This window comes from Pseudomonas sp. P105 (assembly GCF_032614175.1).
Lineage (GTDB): Bacteria > Pseudomonadota > Gammaproteobacteria > Pseudomonadales > Pseudomonadaceae > Aquipseudomonas > Aquipseudomonas rhizophila.
Genome location: NZ_CP126693.1, coordinates 4,532,969 through 4,552,842 on the forward strand (window position 1 = coordinate 4,532,969; position 19,874 = coordinate 4,552,842).

A 19,874-nucleotide genomic window follows, 5' to 3' on the forward strand; every position below is an offset into this window, starting at 1 on the left:
ACTAGACTCCCCAGCCATCGGCAATCAGCTGCCAGTAGACGCTGTTCAAGGTGCCGATCAGGATCGCGATCGAATAAGGAAAAGGTTTGCCGGCCACTTCATCCGCGGTAGGTGCCAGGTAAGCCTGGGCCCGCACGATCAGCCAGTAACGCTGGAGGGTCTGGAGCAACTGACCGCGGGCCAGCACGATCAGAAAACCGCACACGCCACCAGCAATCAGACTGAACAGCGCAGCCCACAATGCGTAATGAACCGGCAGGAAACTGCCCACCATGGCCATCAACTTGACGTCTCCGGCGGCCATGCCACCCACCGCATACATGGGCAAAAACAGCGCAAAACAGACCAGCATGCCCAGCAGGCTGTCGCCCGTTCCGCTGATCCCGCCTGTATAAGTCTGACCGGCCAAACCCAAGGCCAGGCCCAACAGGACCAGCGTGTTGGGGATGCGGTGGCGAAGCAAATCGCTCACCACCGCCACACCCAGCAGTCCTAGCAGCAGCACCGTCGACACCAGCAATTCCATGGACATGGCGCGTCTCCCTGTTGCAGTTATCGTTAGCAGGCCACGTTGCCGTTGACGGCCTGGCACAGCGCACGGATCTTGGTGTCCACCGCGCCGCCCAGAAGAACGAAGGCTGCCGCCACCAACACCGTGATCAAACCTCCCGCGACGGCGTATTCCACAATGGTCAGGCCATCTTCATCTTTGGCGAACCGGCTGATCGCAGTTCTTATTGTGTGCAGAGTCATTTTTTTCACCTCACCTTTGAATAAAGGTTGTACCGCCATGAACTGAGTTGTCGGGGACAACGCCAAGTCCATTTGAGTGATTCGTTGTACTCACAGCAAAAGAGTCGCAAGCGAGGCTTCCTTGAAAGCTGCCGTGTCCCCGCGCAGTTATCGCTATCAGCAGGCAACGTTGCCGTTGACGGCCTGGCACAGCGCGCGGATCTTGGTATTCACGGCACCGCCCAGAAGAACGAAGGCGGCGGCCACCAACACCGTAATCAACCCACCGGCCACGGCGTATTCCACAATGGTCAGGCCGTCTTCATCTTTGGCGAACTTCAGCACCGAAGCCTTGATTGTTTGAAGAGTCATTTTGCGCACCTCATCAGGGTTGTTTTCAGAGGCAGTACATTTGCAACTGCCTGATGCAACCCTAGTCAGCGGGTGGGGATAGCCGTTAGGAGGATTTTGCACATCGCTAGGATTATTTTGCGGGGGGAGCCAGGCATGCCTTGCGATTGCAACTCGCAACGATTCGCGCTCTGCCGCTCTGAGCATACGGCGCTTAAAAAACCGGCTTTTTATAAAAAATTATTCGGCGAAGTGATGGCACATTGGCAATACTGCTAGCTTAAGGGCAGTCGCAACGCTGAGTGGTAAGCACATGCCGTCGAATCTGACTAGAAAGCCAAAGCTGTTGTGGTTCGATCTGACTCACGATCGGTCCACCCCGGAACTTGTCAGCCAGTTCGAGGACACTTGCGACTGCACCCAGGCAAAAGATGCCCTGCTGCCCGGCGGGGAACAGGCGGACATGATCTGCATCCATTTCGATCGCCCGGATACGCCGGGCCTGAGGCGGTTGCTGGAGATCAAACGCACCGTCCCTGCCACTCCCATCACCATGTTCACCGTGCAGCACTCCGAAGAACTGGCCGTCTGGGCCATGCGCTCGAGTGTGTGGGAATACATGGTACTGCCCCTGTCAGCCACAGAGAGGAAGCGCTACCTGACTGCCCTGGTGCAATTATGCGAGTTACGCCGCCACACCTGTGGCCCGCGCAAGACTTCGTTGATCGACCACGCGCCAACCCTGCCAGACAGCATCCGCCTGACCTCGGGGCACCAGAAACACCAGGCCCTGAGCCATATCATGCTGTACATCGACCAACATTTTCGCGACAGCATCGATCAGCGGGACCTGGCCAAGCGATGCGGTATGACCACGTTTCGCTTCAGCCGCGTGTTCAAGGAAGCCAACGGGCTTGGCTTCACCGATTACGTACTGAACAAACGCATGAGCTTTGCCAAGGAACTGCTCGACAATAGCCAGATGCCTATCACCAGCATCGGCTATGAGGCCGGGTTCAAGGATCCCTCCTACTTCGCCCGCGCCTTCAAGCAGTACGCCAACTGCACACCCAGTGAATACCGCCTGGCGCGGCAGATGCGAACAGTGATTCCCGCTCCCGATCTGCCGGAAAACGAGCGTGCAGACGCACTTGAGAGCCTGGTGGAGAGCCTCGAAGATTGAAGCGCGCTTTTTCACGGACGAAAAAAAAACGCCGCTCAATGAGCGGCGTTTTTTTGAATTTGGAGCGGGAAACGAGACTCGAACTCGCGACCCCGACCTTGGCAAGGTCGTGCTCTACCAACTGAGCTATTCCCGCAAATGGCGTCCCCTAGGGGACTCGAACCCCTGTTACCGCCGTGAAAGGGCGGTGTCCTAGGCCACTAGACGAAGGGGACACGCTACCCGGAACACATGGTGTGTGTTCCAGTGCCCAGATCCGTACCCGAAGATATCGGTTCTGGTTTCACTCAGCCCTGCCCGAAGGCAACGCTGTTTAAAATTGGAGCGGGAAACGAGACTCGAACTCGCGACCCCGACCTTGGCAAGGTCGTGCTCTACCAACTGAGCTATTCCCGCATTGGCGTCCCCTAGGGGACTCGAACCCCTGTTACCGCCGTGAAAGGGCGGTGTCCTAGGCCACTAGACGAAGGGGACACACGTACAACATTCACTGCTTATCGCGTTTGGCTAAGTGCTTTACGCTGTAAGTGGCGCGCATTCTATGGATGGATTGCTGGGTCGTCAACCCCCAGATATAAATTTATTTAAATCAATGACTTCGCCCGGTTTAGGGGCTGTTCGCACATTTTGCCCGTCCGGTCTCTGGCGCCTATATTCTGTCATCCGCCAAGACGTTATAGTCGTGTCCGACAAATAGTGGCAATGTGCATCCATATTCGCCGCACTTCCATACGCAGCGCCACGCCTGTCTAATCGCATCGCACAGGCCTATGCGCTTAAAAGCCAAGCCACTACACTCTTGATATGCGAACCCCAATAAAGAGGTCTTACCGGTGACACCACTCATGATCACCCTGCTCGTCGTAGCCGGGATCGCACTGTTGATCGCCATTGGCTACATGAACCATGTGGTGGAAAACAACAAGCTGGAAAAGGCCCGTACCAAGATTGAACTCAACGACCGCTTGCGTCGTTGTGGCGAGCTCACTGAAACCTTTCCCGGACAATTGATGACCCCGGCCCTGAAGCTGTTGATCACGCGTCTTGAGATCAACGTCTGCCAGCGCCTGCTGAACCTGGAGAAAACCAATACAGCGGTCAAGGCGCGCCTGGACGAACTGAATGCGCTGGCCGCCCAGGGTGAATCGATTCCGGTGAACAACCCACCGGCACCGATCCAGACCGAAGCCAAGGCCAAGGATGTGCGGTTTCTGCTCGAGGCCCTTCACGGTCAGATTACCCGCGCCGCCCAGGATGGTTTCCTGCCGCCCAACGAAGCCAAGCGCTGGATCCGCGAAGTGCGACACATTCTGGTGCTGTTGCACATCGAGTTCTTCAATAATCTCGGCCAACACGCCTTGCAGCAAGAACAACCGGGGCAGGCCCGCCTGGCGTTCGAACGGGGTGTGCAGTACCTGCGCAAGCAACAGGAACCGCAGGTCTATGCCGAACAACTGGACTACCTGGAAAAACTCCTGGCCCGCGCCAATGCCATGGTTCTGGCCAGCACCCAGCCGGTCGAAGGCGAAGTCAACCAGTTGACCGAAGGGCTGAAGGACGCCGAAGTAAACGACGAGTGGAAGAAGAAGAAGGTTTACGACTGATATTCGGGTTGGGCTCTCAAGCCTGACTCCTGTGTAGCGAGGTGATTTATCCCCTCGCTACACAGGGTCCGTCGACAGCTCACAGCCTGAAATGCCCCACCATCCCCTTGAGCTCAACCCCTAGCTGCGCCAGCTCAATGCTCGACGCGGCATTGCCCTGCATCGCCAGGGAAGATTGATCGGCACTGGCGCGGATGCTGGTGACACTGCGGTTGATCTCTTCAGCCACCGAACTCTGTTGCTCGGCCGCCGCCGCAATTTGCTGATTCATCTGCTGGATCAGCGACACCGCCGCCGCAATGCTCCCCAGGGCGCTTTCGGTTTGCAGGGCATCACTGACCGCCATCTTCACCAGCTCGCCACTGCTCTGGATCTGCTGCACGGAGGTCTGGGCTGCTGAGCGCAAGGCGCTCACCAGGCGTTCGATTTCCTCGGTGGACTGTTGCGTGCGCTTGGCCAAGGCCCGCACTTCATCGGCCACCACCGCAAAGCCCCTGCCCTGCTCACCGGCCCTGGCCGCTTCGATGGCCGCATTGAGCGCCAGCAAGTTGGTCTGCTCAGCCACGCTCTTGATCACGCTCAACACCGTGCCAATGTTCTGGATCTCAGCGCTGAGGCTTTCGATACTGCTGCTGGCTGAAGTGGCCGAGTCGGCCAATTGTTCAATGCGCACCATGCTCTGACGCACCACCTGCTGACCGCTTTCAACCTTATCGTCGGCGGTCTGGGCCGCTTGGGCCGCCTCTTCGGCATTGCGCGCCACGTCGTGCACGGTGGCGGTCATCTGGTTCATGGCCGTGGCGACCTGTTCGGTCTCCTCCTTCTGGCTGCTGACCTCCAGGTTGGTCTGCTCGGTCACGGCCGACAGCGATTGGGCGGAGTTGGCCAACTGTTCGATACCGGCCTGCAAACCGCTGACGATACTGCTCAGGCCCGCCCCCATCTGTTGCATGGCGAGCATCAGTTGACCGATCTCATCCTGGCGCGTCACCTGCACCGTTGCACTCAAGTCGCCCGAGGCAATCTGCTGTGCAACACGGATGACGCTGCGCAACGGCCCGACGATCAACCGGGTAATGACCCAGGCCGCAATCAGTCCCACCAGCAGCGCCAGGGCCGACGAGCCGATGATCAGCAGCGAATTCTTCTTCAGTTCCGTCTGCATGGCACCGTCCTCGGCGGTGTAAGCCTGGTCAACCCGCTCCACTACCTGGGAGGCACGCTCGTGCAGTTGCTGGTAGACGATTTTCTCCTGGGCCAGCAGGCCGGTGTATTCAGCGAGTTTTTCGTTGAAACCAGCGATATGCCCGGCCACTTCGTTAAGCACGGTCTGGTATCCCGGGTCCTTGACGGCGGTCTTGAGCACCTCGGCCTGCTTCATGGCTTGCTCGGCCTGTTCGATAGTGCCCTGGCCGCCCTCTTCAGAGCCTTTGCGGCTTTGATCCAGGCGTACCCGCGCTTCGTTCATGGCCTGCAACATCAACCGAGACACTTCGCTGACCTGATTGGCTTGCTCAATGAACTCGCCGCCCTCCTTGCCTTCGGACTCTTTCAGGGTATAAGCGCCATCATCTGCCAGGCCCGCTTGCAGCACATCCAGGTTATTGGCAACGCTGGACACTGACCAACTGGCCATTTCCAGTGCCAGATCCTTGCTCTGGCTCAACTCAACGAATTCGTCGAACGCCTTGCGATAAGCCGCCAAGGCTTGCTCCACGTCGTTCATCACCGGCACGTTGGCCGCCGATTGCGCCTTGAGCTCGTTGGCCTGGGCAATCAGTCCGTCCACGCCCAGCCGCAAGGCATCGACCGTTTTCGGGTCCGAGCGCAAGGCGTATTCCTGCTCAAGCAGGCGGACCTTGAGCAAGCCGCTATTGAGGGATGACATCTGTTTCAGGCCATCGAAACGATAGCTGATGGTCTGCAGGGACCAGACACCGATGGCCGCCACCACGGCGGTAAGCAGCAGCACCAGGACAAACCCCAGGCCCAGTTTCTTTGCCATACCCAGGTTGGCAAAACGTCTTTGCACGGCCGAAATCATTGCGCCCAGTCCTCTGCCAGTGTGTGTTGATTGCAGATTCGCAACGAGATGCCCTGTAACACAAGATGCTGGCGTCGGAATAATGGCAAAAAGCTACAGCGCCGTCGTTTTCAGGACAATTGAGGTCGATCCAGAGCCGCCGCGCGGAAGAATGCCTGGGCCCTCGAATCGCAGGCGTGGGCCACGTTGATCCGCAGCCAGTCGCTGACAGCACCCGACGGGCTGAACGCTGTACGAGAAGAAAGCACCACACCGAACCGCTTGGCCAAGCGCTGCAATGCAGCGTAGTCGCATAACGGTGGACGCGCCCAAATGAACAGCCCGCCGGCCGGCCTGCCAAACACTTCCCAATCCGCATCCTCTAGCACCTCCAACACCGCTGCCATGTCGGCACTCAAACGCTGGCGCTGACGCTGGACCAGTTTGCGATAGGCGCCGCTGGCCAGAAGATTGGCCAGCACTGACTCACAGAAGCGTGAACTGCCCATGCTGGTAATGCCCTTGACGTCCCTCAAGCGTGCGATGACAGACGATCCGGCCACGACGAAACCGACTCGCAATGAGCTGCTCAGGGTTTTCGAGAAGCTGCCCACGTACACCACGTCGGTATCCAGCGCTGCCAGTCGGGTCCGGGTTGAGTTCTGGAAGTCGGCATAGACATCGTCTTCGACCACCAACATGGCGTGCTTTTTCGCCAGTTGCAGCAGTTGCTGGGCCACGACCGGGGCCAGGCTGCTGCCGGTCGGGTTGTGGCAGGCGCTGTTGACGAACAGAGCGCTGGGCCGATGCGTCGCCAAGAGACATTGGAGTGCATCGACGTCCGGGCCGCGCGGAGTCCTGGGCAGTTCGATCATGTCGATGCCATGAAACCTGAGCAGGTCGAACAGCTTCGAATACCCCGGACTCTCCACCACAACGCAGCATCCAGGCTCAAGCAGTGTGCGCACAATCAGGTCCAGACCGTGGGTCGCGCCCGTGGTGGTCAGGATCAGGTTTTTATCGGCGTGGATATTGAATTGTTTCAGGCGCCTGGACAGTTGCTCCCGCAGAGCGGGCAGCCCCATCGGCGTACTGTAACTGAACAGCCCTGCCATATCGGTGCGGGTGACCTGACGGATCGCGTAGCCCAGATCATCGCTTTCGCGCCAACTCTCGGGCAGCCCGCCACAGCCCAGCGTCAGTTCCCACTGCGAACTATGGGGCACGCTTTCCTGGGTGATCTGCGTGTCTTCCAGCCAGTCTTTGTCAGAGGGCTCGTAGCTGGACGACGGGGGCGGCGCGACAAAAAAACCCGAACCATGGCGCGCCGCCAACACCCCTTGGGCCACCAGGCGTTCACACGCCTCGTTGACACTGGACTGACTGAGCAAATTCTCCCGGGCCAATTGGCGAATGGAGGGCAGTCGGGTTCCCGGTTGCACCGCATCCTGTCGAATCCAGCCGGCCAGCGCGTCGACAATTTGCTGCACGACAGGCACCAGGGCCTGCCGGTCGATTCTCAACTCCATGAGTAACCAAGCTCCTAAGCAACTGTTTTATCTCTGGAAACAGTTAAGCACAGGCCGTCTCTAGACGATGTACGACAACGTCACCAAAACGGTCGATTCTCACCCTTTGAAACACATTCAGGGGCTGACACGGGGCATTTTTAACCCCCAAAGAAAAAGCCCACAACAAGTGCGGGCCTAGTCCTACACGCTAAATACAACGTTCTTCAGAAAGCCGTGACGCCGCCGTCCACCGCCAATGAATGACCGGTGGTGAATGCAGCGCCATCGCTGCACAAATACAGCACCGCGCTGGCGATCTCCTCGACCTTGCCGATGCGTCCTACCGGGTGCATGGCGTTGGCGAACTCACCTTTTTTCGGATCCGCTTCATAGGCACGACGGAACATGTCGGTGTCGATTACCGCCGGGCAAACCGCGTTCACGCGGATTTTCTTCTTGGCGTATTCAATCGCCGCCGATTTGGTCAGACCGATCACCGCGTGCTTGGACGCTGCATAAATGCTCATCTTCGGCGCCGCCCCCAGACCCGCTACCGAGGCGGTATTGACGATGGCACCGCCCCCTTGGGCCAGCAGCAAAGGCAATTGATACTTCATGCACAGCCAGACGCCCTTCACATTGACGCCCATGATGGCGTCGAACTCATCGAGGGTGCCGTCGGCCAGCTTGCCCTTTTCGATTTCGATCCCGGCGTTATTGAAGGCGTAATCAAGCCGGCCATAGGCATTGATCACTTCGCTCATCAGGTTCTGCACGTCGCTTTCCAGCGTTACGTCGCAGCGCACGAACAGCGCTTCACCGCCCGCCTCACGAATCGACTGCACTGTGCCCTCGCCGCCCGCCACGTCCAGGTCGGCCGCCACCACTTTCAGGCCCTCTGCCGCAAATGCCTGGGCGGTCGCACGGCCAATGCCCGCGGCTGCGCCCGTGACCACGGCGACCTGTCCGGAAAACGTCATGCTCATTGTCAAATCCTCGAAGAGTGCGGGAGATGACGCCAGTCTAGTCACAGGTCCGGACGATGCGGCAGCACTATCCAATTGCCGTTTGGGTATTCATGGGCGCCAGTGATAACGGCCCCGGCGCCATTATCACTGGGCTCGATCAAACTGCATTCGCTGCATCAGCAAACCTTGCGACAAACGCTTCGAAGGTCTATCAACAAGGCTTCATTCATCTTGAGTGCCAGCCATGACTGCCCAGACCAATCGCCAGTTCCTGCTCGCCAAACGCCCGGTAGGCGCTGCGACCCGCGAGACTTTCACCTATCAGCAAGTACCGGTCGGCGAGCCGGCAGCCGGCCAGATTCTGGTGAAGAACGAATATCTGTCCCTGGATCCGGCCATGCGCGGCTGGATGAACGAAGGCAAGTCTTACATCCCGCCGGTAGGCATTGGAGAAGTGATGCGCGCCTTGGGCGTAGGCCAGGTAGTCGCCTCGAACAACCCGGCCTTCGCGGTCGGTGACTACGTCAACGGTGCGCTGGGTGTGCAGGATTATTTCCTCGGCGAGCCGCGTGGTTTCTACAAGGTTGATCCGAAACTGGCGCCATTACCGCGCTACTTGTCAGCATTGGGCATGACCGGCATGACCGCCTATTTCGCCCTGCTGGACGTGGGCGCGCCCAAGGCCGGCGAGACAGTAGTGCTCTCGGGTGCCGCCGGTGCGGTGGGCAGCATCGCCGGGCAGATCGCCAAGATCAAAGGTTGCCGCGTGGTGGGCATCGCCGGCGGGGCTGACAAATGCAAATTCCTGATCGATGAACTGGGCTTCGATGGCGCCATCGACTACAAGAATGAAGACGTCCATGCCGGTCTCAAGCGCGAATGCCCCAAAGGCGTGGATGTGTACTTCGATAACGTCGGCGGCGACATCCTCGATGCGGTGCTCAGCCGCTTGAACCTCAAGGCCCGCGTAGTGATCTGCGGTGCCATCAGCCAGTACAACAACAAAGAAGCGGTGAAAGGCCCGGCCAACTACCTGTCGCTGCTGGTCAACCGGGCGCGCATGGAAGGCTTCGTGGTCATGGACTACGCCTCTCAGTTCGCCGCCGCCGGGCAGGAAATGGCCGGCTGGATGGCCAAGGGGCAGCTCAAGAGCAAGGAAGACATCGTTGAAGGACTGGAGACATTCCCCGAGACGCTGACCAAATTGTTCAGTGGGGAGAATTTCGGGAAGTTGGTATTGAAGGTCTAGTCACAAAAACACCTGTGGGGGCGGGCTTGCTCGCGAAGGCGGATCGTCAGGCGCCATTTTTGCCAACTGACACACCGCTTTCGCGAGCAAGCCCGCTCCCACAAGGGATCTTCAGGTCTGATCAGGCCAGTTCGGCGACTACGGCCGCCAGTGCCTTGGCAGGATCAGCCGCCTGGCTTATCGGTCGGCCGATCACCAGGTAGTCGGAACCGGCATCCAGTGCCTGACGCGGGGTCAGGATGCGGCGTTGATCGTCCTGGGCGCTGCCCGCCGGGCGAATCCCCGGGGTCACCAGTTGCAGCGACGGGTGCGCCGCTTTCAGGGCGCTGGCCTCCAGGGCCGAGCAGACCAGACCGTCCAGGCCAGCCTTCTGCGCCAGCGCCGCCAGGCGCAGCACCTGTTCCTGAGGCTCGATATCCAGGCCGATACCGGCCAAGTCCTCGCGCTCCATGCTGGTCAGCACGGTCACGCCGATCAGCAACGGCTTCGGCCCGCTGCGCTGATCCAGCACTTCACGGCAGGCCGCCATCATGCGCAGGCCGCCGGAGCAATGCACGTTGACCATCCACACCCCCATTTCGGCGGCCGCCTTGACGGCCATGGCGGTGGTATTGGGAATATCGTGGAATTTCAAATCCAGGAATACTTCAAAACCCTTGTCACGCAGGGTCCCGACAATTTCCGAAGCGCAACTGGTGAACAGCTCCTTGCCGACTTTGACCCGGCACAGCTTGGGGTCCAACTGGTCGGCCAGCTTCAGGGCGGCGTCACGGGTAGGGAAATCCAAGGCAACGATGATGGGCGTCTGGCAGGCGGACATGAGTGGGCTCTCAGGCAAGTCGAAATCGGCGCGCATTGTAGCGGAACCAGCGCCCGTGCGGGACCCGATGATCGGTAAATCCTCATCGCGTCCGGACAGCATGGACGATGCCGGCCTTTGTGTCGAAGTCGATACACTCATGACACGCGCACAACACGCCGGCACGCTACCGTCTGGCGCCGCAACCCCGTCCTTTCAGCGCTTCACGCCTAGCGGCACGAAGCCTATGCTGAAGCCTCAACCTCGCCGCCTTCTTTGCGGTTGGCAGCTTATCTGGCAGATGATGCATCCATGCAGAACACCCCTGTTGCAAATTCTGACGATCAAAAAGCGCCCGACGATGACAAGCGCTGGAGTACCCGGGCGTTGATCGTCGATGACGATGTGCCGATCCGCGAGCTGCTGATCGACTACCTGGCCCGTTTCAACATACGCGCCAGCGGCGTGAACGATGGCGCGGCCATGCGCCGGGCGATGCAGGCCGAGCATTTCGACGTGGTTGTGCTCGACCTGATGCTGCCGGGCGAAGACGGCTTGCAATTGTGTCGCTGGCTGCGCGCCGAATCAGACATCCCGATCCTGATGCTCACCGCCCGGTGCGAGCCCACCGACCGCATCATCGGCCTGGAACTGGGCGCCGACGATTACATGGCCAAGCCGTTCGAACCCAGGGAACTGGTGGCGCGGATCCAGACGATCCTGCGCCGGGTACGCGACGACCGCACCGAGCAACGGGCCAATATTCGCTTCGATAACTGGCGACTCAACAGCGTACTGCGCCAGTTGATCTCCGCCGATGGGCTGGTGGTGCCGCTGTCCAACGCCGAGTTCCGGCTGTTGTGGGTGTTCATCGAACGACCGCGCCGGGTACTGAGCCGCGAACAGTTGCTGGATGCCGCCCGTGGGCGCTCCATCGAGGCGTTCGACCGCAGCATCGATCTGCTGGTTTCGCGCCTGCGCCAAAAGCTGGGTGACGACCCCAAGGCGCCGCAACTGATCAAGACCGTGCGCGGCGAAGGCTACCTGTTCGACGCCCGGGACATCGGCTGATGCGCTTGCGCCTAGACACCTTGTTCGGCCGCCTGTTTGGCGTGCTGTTACTGGCGATCGTCCTGGCGCACCTGTTGGCCTTTGCCTGGTTTTCTCAATACGACAAACCGCCTTTGGGACCACCCCCCGAATTTTCCCGGCAAGGCCAGCACCCTGGGCCCACGGGGCCCCCACCCAACCGCCCTGCGCGCCCATGGTTCGGTGGGCCGGTGGTACCGCTGACGTTTCAGTTTGTGTGCCTGATCGTCGCCGCCTGGTACGGCGCCAAACTGCTGACCCGGCCAATCCAGCGCCTGAGCGATGCCGCCGAACGCCTGAGCGAAAACCTCGACAGCCCACCGTTGGAAGAAACCGGCCCTCGGGAGGCACGCCAGGCTGCCCATACGTTCAACCTCATGCAACAGCGAATTCGCGAGCAGGTGCAGCAGCGTTCGCGCATGCTCGGTGCGGTATCCCATGACCTGCGCACTCCGCTTTCACGGCTCAAGCTGCGCCTGGAACAGATCGATGACATCAAGCTGCAGGGCCAGATGCGTCAGGACCTGAACGATATGATTGGCATGCTCGACGCCACCCTCACCTACCTGCACGAGCAACGCACCAGCGAAGCGCTGCAATGGATGGACGTGCAGGCGTTGGTGGAATCGCTGAGCGAAAACGCCCAGGACCAGGGTGCCGACGTGCAAGCCAGCGGTGGTTGCGCGCCGTTACAGGTGCAGCCGATGGCGTTGCGCTCGTGTATCAACAACCTCATGGACAATGCCTTGCGCTACGCCGGCCATGCGTTGATTACGCTGCAAGACCAGCGCGACCAGGTAGTGATTCGGGTGATTGACCACGGCCCCGGGATTGCGGCGGATAAACGCGAAGCAGTGTTCGAGCCCTTCTATCGCCTGGAAGGCTCACGCAACCGCAACTCCGGCGGTGTCGGCTTGGGCATGACCATCGCCAGGGAAGCCGCCGAACGCTTGGGCGGGCAATTGAGCCTGGAAGAAACGCCAGGGGGCGGATTGACGGCGGTGATCCGTTTGCCCCGCGCCTGAAACCACCTCAATCCCATGTGGGAGCCGCGTCGGGGGCTGAGTTTGTACACCCGCCGGTACAAACTCCACACACCCACGACAACTGCCCCGCCGACGCTGCATAAGCCGGTGCACCCACCGGCATTCCAGCCCAAGGAGAGCGCCCATGATCGGTAGCGTCAGCAGTTACTCGCCCTATACCAGCACCAGCAGTACCGCGACCAGCAGTGCCCGCAGCCAGCAGTTTCAAAAGGAGCTGCTCAGCAAACTCGACAGCAACGCCGACGGCTCGGTCGATCAGGAAGAATTGAGCACGGCCCTGTCGCAGAAGAGTGACGACGGCATCCTGGTCAGCCTGAGCGACAATTTCAGCGACCTGGACAGCGACAGCAGCGGTGACCTGAGCAGTGATGAGATAGCCGCGATGGCGCCACCGCCTCCGCCGCCACGGGACCAGGCGCCGACGACTGAACTGGCCGATGCGCTGCTCAGCGCCCTGGACGCCGACGGTGATGGCGAGGTCAGTAGCGAGGAGCTGAGCAATGGTCTGGCGAGCGCCGGCAGCGCTGCCGACAGCCAGGAACTGTTCTCGGCTCTGGACGAGAATGAAGACGGTACCGTCAGCCTCGACGAACTCGCCGCCAGCCTCCCCCCGCCACCGCCACAACAGGCCTCCAGTGAGGCGTTGTTCAGCCAGCTCGATGCCGATGGTCAGAGCAACACCGGCACCAGCGAACTGACCAGCGCGGTACAGGCCAACCGCACCAGCGACAGCTCCACCGACCAGACCAATGTCAGTGAAGCGCTGAACAGGATGATCGCCAACCTCAGTCGACAATACTCGCTGGATGATGTCGCCCCCGTGGGGAAATACCTGAACGTGGCGACGTGATTGACCGGCAAGCCTGGTTTTTCAGAGCCAGGCTTGCCTGCTGGATCGAAGCCCATTGGTGGCGAGGGGATCTATCCCCTCACTACAAAAAGGTTGGTGCTGGTCTCAGGAGTGGGGTTATCGCGCCTGGCTCTTGCTCCAGTCCGTCAGCAAGCTGTAGGCCACCGCCAGCAGGGTCGGGCCAATGAACAGTCCGATGAAGCCGAAGGCAATCAAGCCACCGAACACCCCCAGCAATACGATCACCAACGGCAGGTTTCCGCCACGGCTGATCAGGTAGGGTTTGAGCACGTTGTCCACACCGCTGATGATGAAGGTGCCCCAGATCCCCAGGAACACCGCCATCCCGTATTCGCCCTTCCACACCAGCCACGCCGTGGCGGGGATCCAGACCAGGGGCGGCCCCATGGGAATCAGGCTGAGCAGGAAGGTGACGATGCCCAGCACCAATGCCCCCGGTACGCCAGCGATCAGGAAACCAATCAGCGCCAGCACCGCCTGGGCCGCCGCGGTGCCGATCACGCCGTTGACCACACGCTGCACCGTACCGGCCACCAGTTCGATGTAGTAACCGGCACGGTCGCCGATCAGACGCTCCAGCAACCCGTGCACGAACACCGCCAGGCGCGGGCCGTCACGGTAGAAAAAGAACACAAACACAATGCTCAGGGTCAGTTCGAGAATGCCACCGCCGATTTGGGCACTGCGAGCCAGCAGCCAGTTGCCGACCTGACCCAGGTACGGCCTGACGGACACCATCATGGCTGCACCTTGCTGATCGATGCTGTTCCAGATGCCCACCAACCGCCCCCCCACCAGCGGTAAGCCCGCCAGCCATACCGGGGGATCAGGCAGGCCATCGACCTGCACGTTCTTGATAAATGCCGTGGCGTCGCGTACATGATCAGCCAGGTTGAAGCCCAGCCACACCAGCGGCACCGCCACCAGCAACATCCAGCCTACGGTCAGCAAAGCCGCCGCCAGCGACTCACGACCATTGACCCAGCGGGTCAACAGGCGCATCAGCGGCCAACTGGCAAACGCCAGCACCGCGCCCCAGAACAGCGCCGACCAGAACGGAGCCATCACCCAGAAGCTTGCACCGAACAACACCAGGAGCAGGATCTGCACCAACAGCCGATCGTTATTGAGCATGTCAGGTCTCGAAATAAAAACAGGGCCGGGCTGACGGCGTGAAGCACGTCACCCGAAACAGCTTAACGCAGCAGCTCAAGATGCAGGCCCGCCGCATCGCCCCTGGCGGCCTCCATTCGCGCCGCCCGGACCCCCTGATCGATCAATGCTTGCCGCCAGGCCTCGGCCTGGGGTCCGGCGACAGTGACTCGAAGACCCGTGTCCAGGTTCAGCGCCCGGGATAGCAGGCGCAACCAGGTTTCGTCCGGTTCGCCGACCAGACGCGGCAAGTCCAGCACGCCGGTGTCCTTGAGCTGGCGCAACAGCGTGGCCGATGTGGGCAGCAGGTTCCCCAGCGAGGCGTTTGCCTCGAACTGCTCGACATGCAGGTAAGCCTTACGATTGCCGCGAGTAATGCCATACAGCGCAATCAGTGTGTTATCCGCGGGCGGCGCCAGGCGCAGCAGCAGATAAGACTGACCGTTATCGGCACCATAGAGCTTGGCATTGCCGAACACTTCGTTGGCCCACAGGCTGCTTTCGCCGCAATCACGAGCCTGGCACCAGAACAACAGTTGCGCGTCCTGCTTCTGCAAGGCTTCGCGGGCAGCGGTAAAGGCCTGGATGGCGGAGTGTTCCGGCGGAAGTTCGTAAGTCACCGACGTGGTGTTGCCACGGGCATCGACCTGCCCATCGAAGCGCAACTGGCCGCTGATCTTGCGGATCGAACCCAGGGGATAAATCCGCTCCAGGTCAGTGGTTTGCCGGTAATCGACAATTTGCGCGTCGGGCATGCGGGGCACCCGCTCCAGGTCCCGGCTGCCGGGAACATCGGCGGCAAACGATGCCGGGCTGAAGCAGGCCAGCGTAAGCAAGGCGAGTGAATGAATGGATAATTTCATCGGATCGGCATGGCCTGGGTCTCTGGGGTGAGGCCGGTGTCATCGATGCACTGCGAGGCCGCTAAACAGAGATCTGTCATGGTTGTCTCCCTTTTTCAACCCGCCCAGCCTCGACAGTTGCCAGGCGCAAGTCAAGAAACGGTGAAGAACCGATTGAAACAGTCTGCTACAAGCGCGGCGCCAGCCTCGTCGTTCAGGTGCAAATGATGACCGCCGGGCAACCGTTCATGACTGAAGGGTAGACGCTCCAGCAACTCGGGGTGTCGGGCAAGCATGCCGTCAGCAGCCACCACCAGATGCGCGGGGCAAGCGACCCGCGCCACGAAGGCCATGGCCTGCTCATCGGTCAGGCGAAGCGGCGATGGCAAGGTCAGGCGATTGTCGGTGCGCCAGGTATACCCTCCCGGCACCGGCATCAGGCCGCGCTGGGCCAGCAATTCGGCGGCTTCGCGACTGACCGCCACCAGGCCTTTCATGCGGGCCTCAATGGCCCGGTCGAGGGTTTTGTAGACCGGTTTTCGTTTTTGTTGCAAATCCAGCTGCGCCTGCAGGGCCATGCCCATGCGCTCGGCGGCGTTGTCGCCTTTGTCCGTGGGAGGGATCACCCCGTCGATCAGCCCCAGGTGCGTGACCCGGTCGGGCAAGGCTCCGGCGAGCACCAGCGAGACGATGGCGCCCATGGAATGCCCCAGCAGGGCGAAACGCGCCAGGCCCAGTTGTTCGGCGACTTGCAGCACATCATGGGCATAGTCCCACAGGGCATAGCCAGCACCGGGTGGGCGATGCCCGGAGTGACCGTGACCGGCCATGTCCAGTGCAATGACCCGCAGGCCCTCAAGCCGTGGAGCCAGCCGGGCGAAGCTGTTCGCATTGTCCAGCCAACCGTGCAAGGCGATCACCGGCCGGCCATCCTCCGGCCCGAACAGGTGGGCCGCCAGTTCAATGTGGGGCAGGCTCAGACGGACTTCTTCAACCCCACTCATAAGCTGCGCCCTTCCCAGCGCTGAAAGAGATCCTTGAGCAACCTGGCCGTGTCCTGCGGACGTTCCAGGGGAAACATATGGCTGCCGGGCATGCTCAGGGATTCGCCATGGGGCATTCGACCCACCGAACGGGTGTGATGGCGCATCACCACGCGACTCTGCCGGCCGCGCACCACCGCCAACGGCACTTTGAGCATACGGGCCCGGCCGGGACTGGTGTGCGGCACGCCGCGGTAAATGCTGATCTCCGTGGCCGGATCGAAGCGCAGCCGCAAGCGGTCGCCGACTTGCTGCAAGCCATGTTGCAGGTAGGCGTCGAAGCATTCCGGGTCAAACCCGCGGAACAGCGTCTTGGCGGAAAAATACTGCCGGGCCGACTCCAGGTCTGCGAACTCTTCACGCCGGCCCAACGTCCGTCCCGCTGGAGTCAGACGATCGATGAACCCCAGGCGCTTGGCGGCCAGGATCACCCACTGATCGGCGCGGGTCAGCACGGGCGAATCGAGCATTACCACGCCACGATATAACTGTGGACAGCGCAATGCGGCATGCAGATGCAGAACGCCACCCAGGGAATGGCCGACGCCCCACACCGGTTCAGGTTGTTGTTCCAGGTGATGGATGAGCTCGTCCACCAGGTTGTGCCAGTTATCGTCTGCCGGAAAACGCGGGTCATGGCCGTGCAATTCCAGATGCGCGACCTCGTACTGCGGCGCCAGCGCGGCGAACAGCTTGCCGTAAGTGGCCGAGGGAAAACCATTGGCGTGGGCGAAAAACACCTGTTGCGACATGACAGTGGATCCATGGGGAAACTGGAACCGATTGTCCGCACATCCCGGTGGCGCGGCAATGACCGTAACTGACAGCAATGATGACAGTCGGGCTTGGGCTATGGCGTTGTATGAGCGATGTAAACCCGTGGCGAGGGAGCTTGCTCCCTCGCCACAAGAGCGGCCCATCAGTCACAAACATGCATTCGGGTTTCAACGCGCCGGCGGCTGTTCACCCAGCGGCACCACGGCCATGGTCAGGCGCGACACGCAGTTGACTTTGCCTTCGTCGTTGGTCAGGCGGATATCCCAGACCTGGGTGGTGCGGCCCAGATGGACCATCCGGGCCGTGGCCGTCACCCGACCGCTGCGCACAGCACGCAAGTGGTTGGCATTGATCTCCAGGCCCACGCAATAGAACTTGCTGGTGTCCACGCACAGATAGGCCGCCATGGACCCGACCGTTTCAGCCAGCACCACCGATGCACCGCCATGCAACAGGCCGAATGGCTGGTGGGTGCGGTGATCGACCACCATGCTGGCGGTCAGGGACTCGTCGTCGAAAGATTCGAAACGAATGTCCAGCACTTCGCTGATGGTGTTTTTACCGGCGGCGTTCAGTTGCTCGATGTTGGGGGTGGTGCGCCACAGACTCATCGTTGTCCTTCCTTTATGTTTTTTGTTGTGCTCAACCCTGCGACCAGAGACCTCTCAGGGATGCTGAATGCCCTTGAGCTGCATCGCCCCGGCCAGCGGCAGGTCACCCTCCAGCTCGGCCAGGCCAGCCGTTTTAACCTGTTCGGGTTGTTGCAGGTGACCGTGTTGCAGAAAGCCCAGCAGGCTGCCCACCAGCGGGTTATGGCTGACCAGCAGCACGTCGCCCTGATCAACCAGCTGTTCCAGGACTTTTTGCGGGCGGGTTTCCGGCGTGAGCCAATCAACAGTGATCAACTCAGGCGCGAAGCCCAAGGCTTCGCGCACCAGTTGGGCGGTCTGTTGGGCGCGCAGGTACGGGCTGGCATAAATGGCGCTCAGCGGCTGGCCGATCAGCGCGGCGGCACTGCGCAGTGCTTCTTCGCGACCGTGAGCGGTCAGCGCCCGCTCAGGGTCGGGACGGGCACCGTATGGCTCGGCTTCCCCATGACGCAATACCCACAATTTCATAGCTTGGGCTCCTCGTCCCGGACCGGATGCGGAGCCGGCGCCACCACGTGCGGCGCTTCACCTTCCGGCGTGCGCGGGGTGGGCCAGTCAGCGAATGGCCAGGGTTTCTGGTCGCTGTGGAAGGTGCCGAAACGGCCGATCTGCGCCAGGAACTGGCTCAGGCTGTCACCAAAGTTCATCAGGCTGGCACTGGGCGCGCCATAGATCAGCCGGTAGATCAGTTGCACCAATACCACCGCGCCCAGGATGAACTGCGCCACCTGCCAGACCAGCAGATAAATCACCATCCACAACACACGCAGCAGGATGGACTCGTATCGGGCCTGCTCTTTTGGATCGCTCATGGTTTGCTCCCGCTTCTGATCAATAGAGGCTCAGTTGAAGCCACTGGTGGAAATGAAATCGACGTCGGTCTTGGGCTCGCCGCGCATCAACAGTTCGATCACCTGCTCCAGCGTGCGCCCTTCGAACAGAATCGCATGCAGCCCCGCGACCAGTGGCATGTAGACCCCGGACTCCTGAGACTTGGCCTTGAGCACCTTGAGCGTATTCACTCCTTCGGCCACTTCACCCAGGCGCGACACAGCCTCGTCCAGGCTCAACCCCTGACCGAGGGCGAAACCGACCTGGTAGTTGCGGCTTTTAGGCGAGGAACAGGTGACGATCAAATCGCCGACCCCGGCCAACCCCAGGAAGGTCATCGGATTGGCACCCTGGCTGACGGCAAAACGGGTCATTTCCGCCAGCGCCCGGGTAATCAGCATGCTTTTGGTGTTCTCCCCCATGCCCAGCGCCACCGCCATGCCGGCGATGATGGCATAGACGTTCTTCAGCGCCCCGCCCAGTTCCACACCGAAACGGTCGGCACTGGCGTAGACCCGGAAGGTTCGCCCATGCAGCGCGGCCTGGACCCGCTGGCACAGTTCTTCGTCTTCACTGGCGACCACGGTGGCGGTCAGCGCATGCTCGGCGATCTCGCGCGCCAGGTTCGGCCCGGAAATCACACCGATTCGAGCCTTTGGGGCGATTTCTTCGAGAATCTCGCTCATCAGCTTGAAGGTCTGGGCTTCGATCCCCTTGGTCAGGCTCACCAGCAATTTGCCGCTCAAGCGTTCGGCATGGGGCGCCAGGACCGAGCGCAGGGCGCTGGACGGCAAGGCGACGAAAAACAGGTCGCAGTCCTGCAAGGTGGCCTGCAAATCAGTCACCGGTTCAACTTCAGGGCGGATCTTGATGCCCTTGAGGTAACGCGGGTTCTCGCGATTGACCCGGATGGCCTCGGCCTGCTCCGGGTCACGCATCCATTGCCGCACCGGGTGGCCGTTCTCGGCCAGCAGATTGGCCACGGCGGTACCGAAACTCCCGCCCCCCAGGACCGCAATCGGGCGCTGTTCAGTCATATGCAATCCGTTCATCCATACCAAGTGGCAATGCCGGGCATTATACGGAGCGGCCACACCGCGACCAGCCCCGACTACAATTACCGGCAGTTGTAGGAAGCTGACCATCAATTCCT

At 60.8% G+C, this 19,874-nt stretch carries 21 protein-coding genes, 4 tRNA genes and 1 pseudogene; 6 read left to right on the plus strand and 20 right to left on the minus strand.

Annotation, left to right across the window (positions count from 1 at the left end; genetic code table 11):
* Position 1 precedes the first annotated feature (1 nt).
* The 3 genes from QOM08_RS20310 to QOM08_RS20320 all read right to left on the minus strand — a co-directional run bounded on the left by QOM08_RS20310 (position 2) and on the right by QOM08_RS20320 (position 1,104).
* The gene (locus QOM08_RS20310; protein ID WP_047228159.1) at positions 2–532 is read right to left on the minus strand and encodes a prepilin peptidase; all 531 of its coding nucleotides are present in this window, start codon (positions 530–532) and stop codon (positions 2–4) included.
* 26 nt (positions 533–558) lie between these two features.
* Positions 559–753: a Flp family type IVb pilin gene (locus QOM08_RS20315; protein ID WP_256231535.1), complete on the minus strand. Its 195-nt coding sequence runs from the start codon at positions 751–753 to the stop codon at positions 559–561.
* Positions 754–909: 156 nt separating this feature from the next.
* On the minus strand, positions 910–1,104 hold the full coding sequence (locus QOM08_RS20320; protein WP_008070254.1) for a Flp family type IVb pilin: 195 nt from the start codon (positions 1,102–1,104) through the stop codon (positions 910–912).
* 292 nt (positions 1,105–1,396) lie between these two features.
* Here QOM08_RS20320 and QOM08_RS20325 point away from each other — a divergent pair, with 292 nt between their 5' ends.
* Entirely contained in the window at positions 1,397–2,266 is an 870-nt protein-coding gene (locus QOM08_RS20325; RefSeq protein ID WP_139049447.1) for a DNA-binding response regulator, read from the plus strand.
* 60 nt (positions 2,267–2,326) lie between these two features.
* Here QOM08_RS20325 and QOM08_RS20330 read toward each other — a convergent pair.
* The 4 genes from QOM08_RS20330 to QOM08_RS20345 form a co-directional block, all read right to left on the minus strand.
* A tRNA-Gly gene (locus QOM08_RS20330) sits at positions 2,327–2,402 on the minus strand.
* Between the two features lie 3 nt (positions 2,403–2,405).
* Positions 2,406–2,481 (minus strand) — tRNA-Glu (locus QOM08_RS20335).
* A 105-nt stretch (positions 2,482–2,586) separates the two neighbouring features.
* Positions 2,587–2,662 (minus strand) — tRNA-Gly (locus QOM08_RS20340).
* 2 nt (positions 2,663–2,664) lie between these two features.
* Positions 2,665–2,740: transfer RNA gene (locus QOM08_RS20345), tRNA-Glu, on the minus strand.
* 371 nt (positions 2,741–3,111) lie between these two features.
* On the opposite strand from QOM08_RS20345, the gene QOM08_RS20350 reads away from it, so the two are divergent.
* Positions 3,112–3,870 (plus strand): hypothetical protein, encoded by a 759-nt coding sequence (locus tag QOM08_RS20350; protein WP_076383820.1) that lies wholly within the window; start codon positions 3,112–3,114, stop codon positions 3,868–3,870.
* A 79-nt stretch (positions 3,871–3,949) separates the two neighbouring features.
* Here QOM08_RS20350 and QOM08_RS29190 read toward each other — a convergent pair whose 3' ends face one another.
* The 4 genes and pseudogenes from QOM08_RS29190 to QOM08_RS20365 all read right to left on the minus strand — a co-directional run bounded on the left by QOM08_RS29190 (position 3,950) and on the right by QOM08_RS20365 (position 8,390).
* Positions 3,950–4,831 (minus strand): methyl-accepting chemotaxis protein, encoded by an 882-nt coding sequence (locus QOM08_RS29190; protein ID WP_370695205.1) that lies wholly within the window; start codon positions 4,829–4,831, stop codon positions 3,950–3,952.
* A pseudogene (locus QOM08_RS29195) lies at positions 4,811–5,914 on the minus strand (HAMP domain-containing protein); the annotation flags it as partial. The gene QOM08_RS29190 and the pseudogene QOM08_RS29195, both read right to left, overlap by 21 nt.
* A 110-nt stretch (positions 5,915–6,024) precedes the next feature.
* Entirely contained in the window at positions 6,025–7,422 is a 1,398-nt protein-coding gene (locus QOM08_RS20360) for a PLP-dependent aminotransferase family protein (protein WP_188252033.1), read from the minus strand.
* Between the two features lie 206 nt (positions 7,423–7,628).
* Positions 7,629–8,390 (minus strand): SDR family oxidoreductase, encoded by a 762-nt coding sequence (locus QOM08_RS20365; RefSeq protein ID WP_047230352.1) that lies wholly within the window; start codon positions 8,388–8,390, stop codon positions 7,629–7,631.
* A 226-nt stretch (positions 8,391–8,616) separates the two neighbouring features.
* On the opposite strand from QOM08_RS20365, the gene QOM08_RS20370 reads away from it, so the two are divergent.
* The gene (locus QOM08_RS20370; RefSeq protein ID WP_047230351.1) at positions 8,617–9,621 is read left to right on the plus strand and encodes an NADP-dependent oxidoreductase; all 1,005 of its coding nucleotides are present in this window, start codon (positions 8,617–8,619) and stop codon (positions 9,619–9,621) included.
* Between the two features lie 121 nt (positions 9,622–9,742).
* Here QOM08_RS20370 and pyrF read toward each other — a convergent pair whose 3' ends face one another.
* Positions 9,743–10,441, minus strand: coding sequence for an orotidine-5'-phosphate decarboxylase (pyrF, locus tag QOM08_RS20375; RefSeq protein WP_160893102.1), 699 nt, complete (start codon positions 10,439–10,441; stop codon positions 9,743–9,745).
* 291 nt (positions 10,442–10,732) lie between these two features.
* Here pyrF and QOM08_RS20380 point away from each other — a divergent pair, with 291 nt between their 5' ends.
* The 3 genes from QOM08_RS20380 (at position 10,733) to xopAW (ending at position 13,405) form a co-directional block, all read left to right on the plus strand.
* Positions 10,733–11,491, plus strand: coding sequence for a response regulator (locus QOM08_RS20380; RefSeq protein WP_047230350.1), 759 nt, complete (start codon positions 10,733–10,735; stop codon positions 11,489–11,491).
* Positions 11,491–12,534, plus strand: coding sequence for a sensor histidine kinase (locus tag QOM08_RS20385; protein WP_047230349.1), 1,044 nt, complete (start codon positions 11,491–11,493; stop codon positions 12,532–12,534). Before QOM08_RS20380 ends, QOM08_RS20385 begins: the two co-directional genes overlap by 1 nt.
* A 145-nt stretch (positions 12,535–12,679) precedes the next feature.
* Positions 12,680–13,405, plus strand: a complete 726-nt coding sequence (gene xopAW, locus QOM08_RS20390) for an EF-hand domain-containing protein (protein WP_076383817.1) — start codon at positions 12,680–12,682, stop codon at positions 13,403–13,405.
* A gap of 117 nt (positions 13,406–13,522) precedes the next feature.
* Here xopAW and QOM08_RS20395 read toward each other — a convergent pair whose 3' ends face one another.
* The 8 genes from QOM08_RS20395 to QOM08_RS20430 form a co-directional block, all read right to left on the minus strand.
* Positions 13,523–14,560: an AI-2E family transporter gene (locus QOM08_RS20395; RefSeq protein ID WP_316912052.1), complete on the minus strand. Its 1,038-nt coding sequence runs from the start codon at positions 14,558–14,560 to the stop codon at positions 13,523–13,525.
* Positions 14,561–14,622: 62 nt separating this feature from the next.
* Positions 14,623–15,429 carry a DUF4892 domain-containing protein gene (locus tag QOM08_RS20400; protein WP_047230358.1) on the minus strand — a complete coding sequence of 269 codons (807 nt, stop codon included), beginning with the start codon at positions 15,427–15,429 and terminating at the stop codon, positions 14,623–14,625.
* Positions 15,430–15,572: 143 nt separating this feature from the next.
* Positions 15,573–16,424 (minus strand): alpha/beta hydrolase, encoded by an 852-nt coding sequence (locus tag QOM08_RS20405; RefSeq protein ID WP_047230346.1) that lies wholly within the window; start codon positions 16,422–16,424, stop codon positions 15,573–15,575.
* On the minus strand, positions 16,421–17,215 hold the full coding sequence (locus tag QOM08_RS20410) for an alpha/beta fold hydrolase (protein WP_188252030.1): 795 nt from the start codon (positions 17,213–17,215) through the stop codon (positions 16,421–16,423). Before QOM08_RS20410 ends, QOM08_RS20405 begins: the two co-directional genes overlap by 4 nt.
* A gap of 192 nt (positions 17,216–17,407) precedes the next feature.
* Entirely contained in the window at positions 17,408–17,851 is a 444-nt protein-coding gene (locus QOM08_RS20415) for a hotdog fold thioesterase (RefSeq protein ID WP_047230344.1), read from the minus strand.
* A 54-nt stretch (positions 17,852–17,905) separates the two neighbouring features.
* Positions 17,906–18,358, minus strand: a complete 453-nt coding sequence (gene sixA, locus QOM08_RS20420) for a phosphohistidine phosphatase SixA (RefSeq protein ID WP_047230343.1) — start codon at positions 18,356–18,358, stop codon at positions 17,906–17,908.
* Positions 18,355–18,702, minus strand: a complete 348-nt coding sequence (locus tag QOM08_RS20425; RefSeq protein WP_047230342.1) for a DUF4389 domain-containing protein — start codon at positions 18,700–18,702, stop codon at positions 18,355–18,357. The genes sixA and QOM08_RS20425 overlap by 4 nt, the downstream gene beginning before the upstream one ends.
* A 30-nt stretch (positions 18,703–18,732) precedes the next feature.
* Entirely contained in the window at positions 18,733–19,758 is a 1,026-nt protein-coding gene (locus tag QOM08_RS20430) for an NAD(P)H-dependent glycerol-3-phosphate dehydrogenase (protein WP_047230341.1), read from the minus strand.
* Positions 19,759–19,874 lie beyond the last annotated feature (116 nt).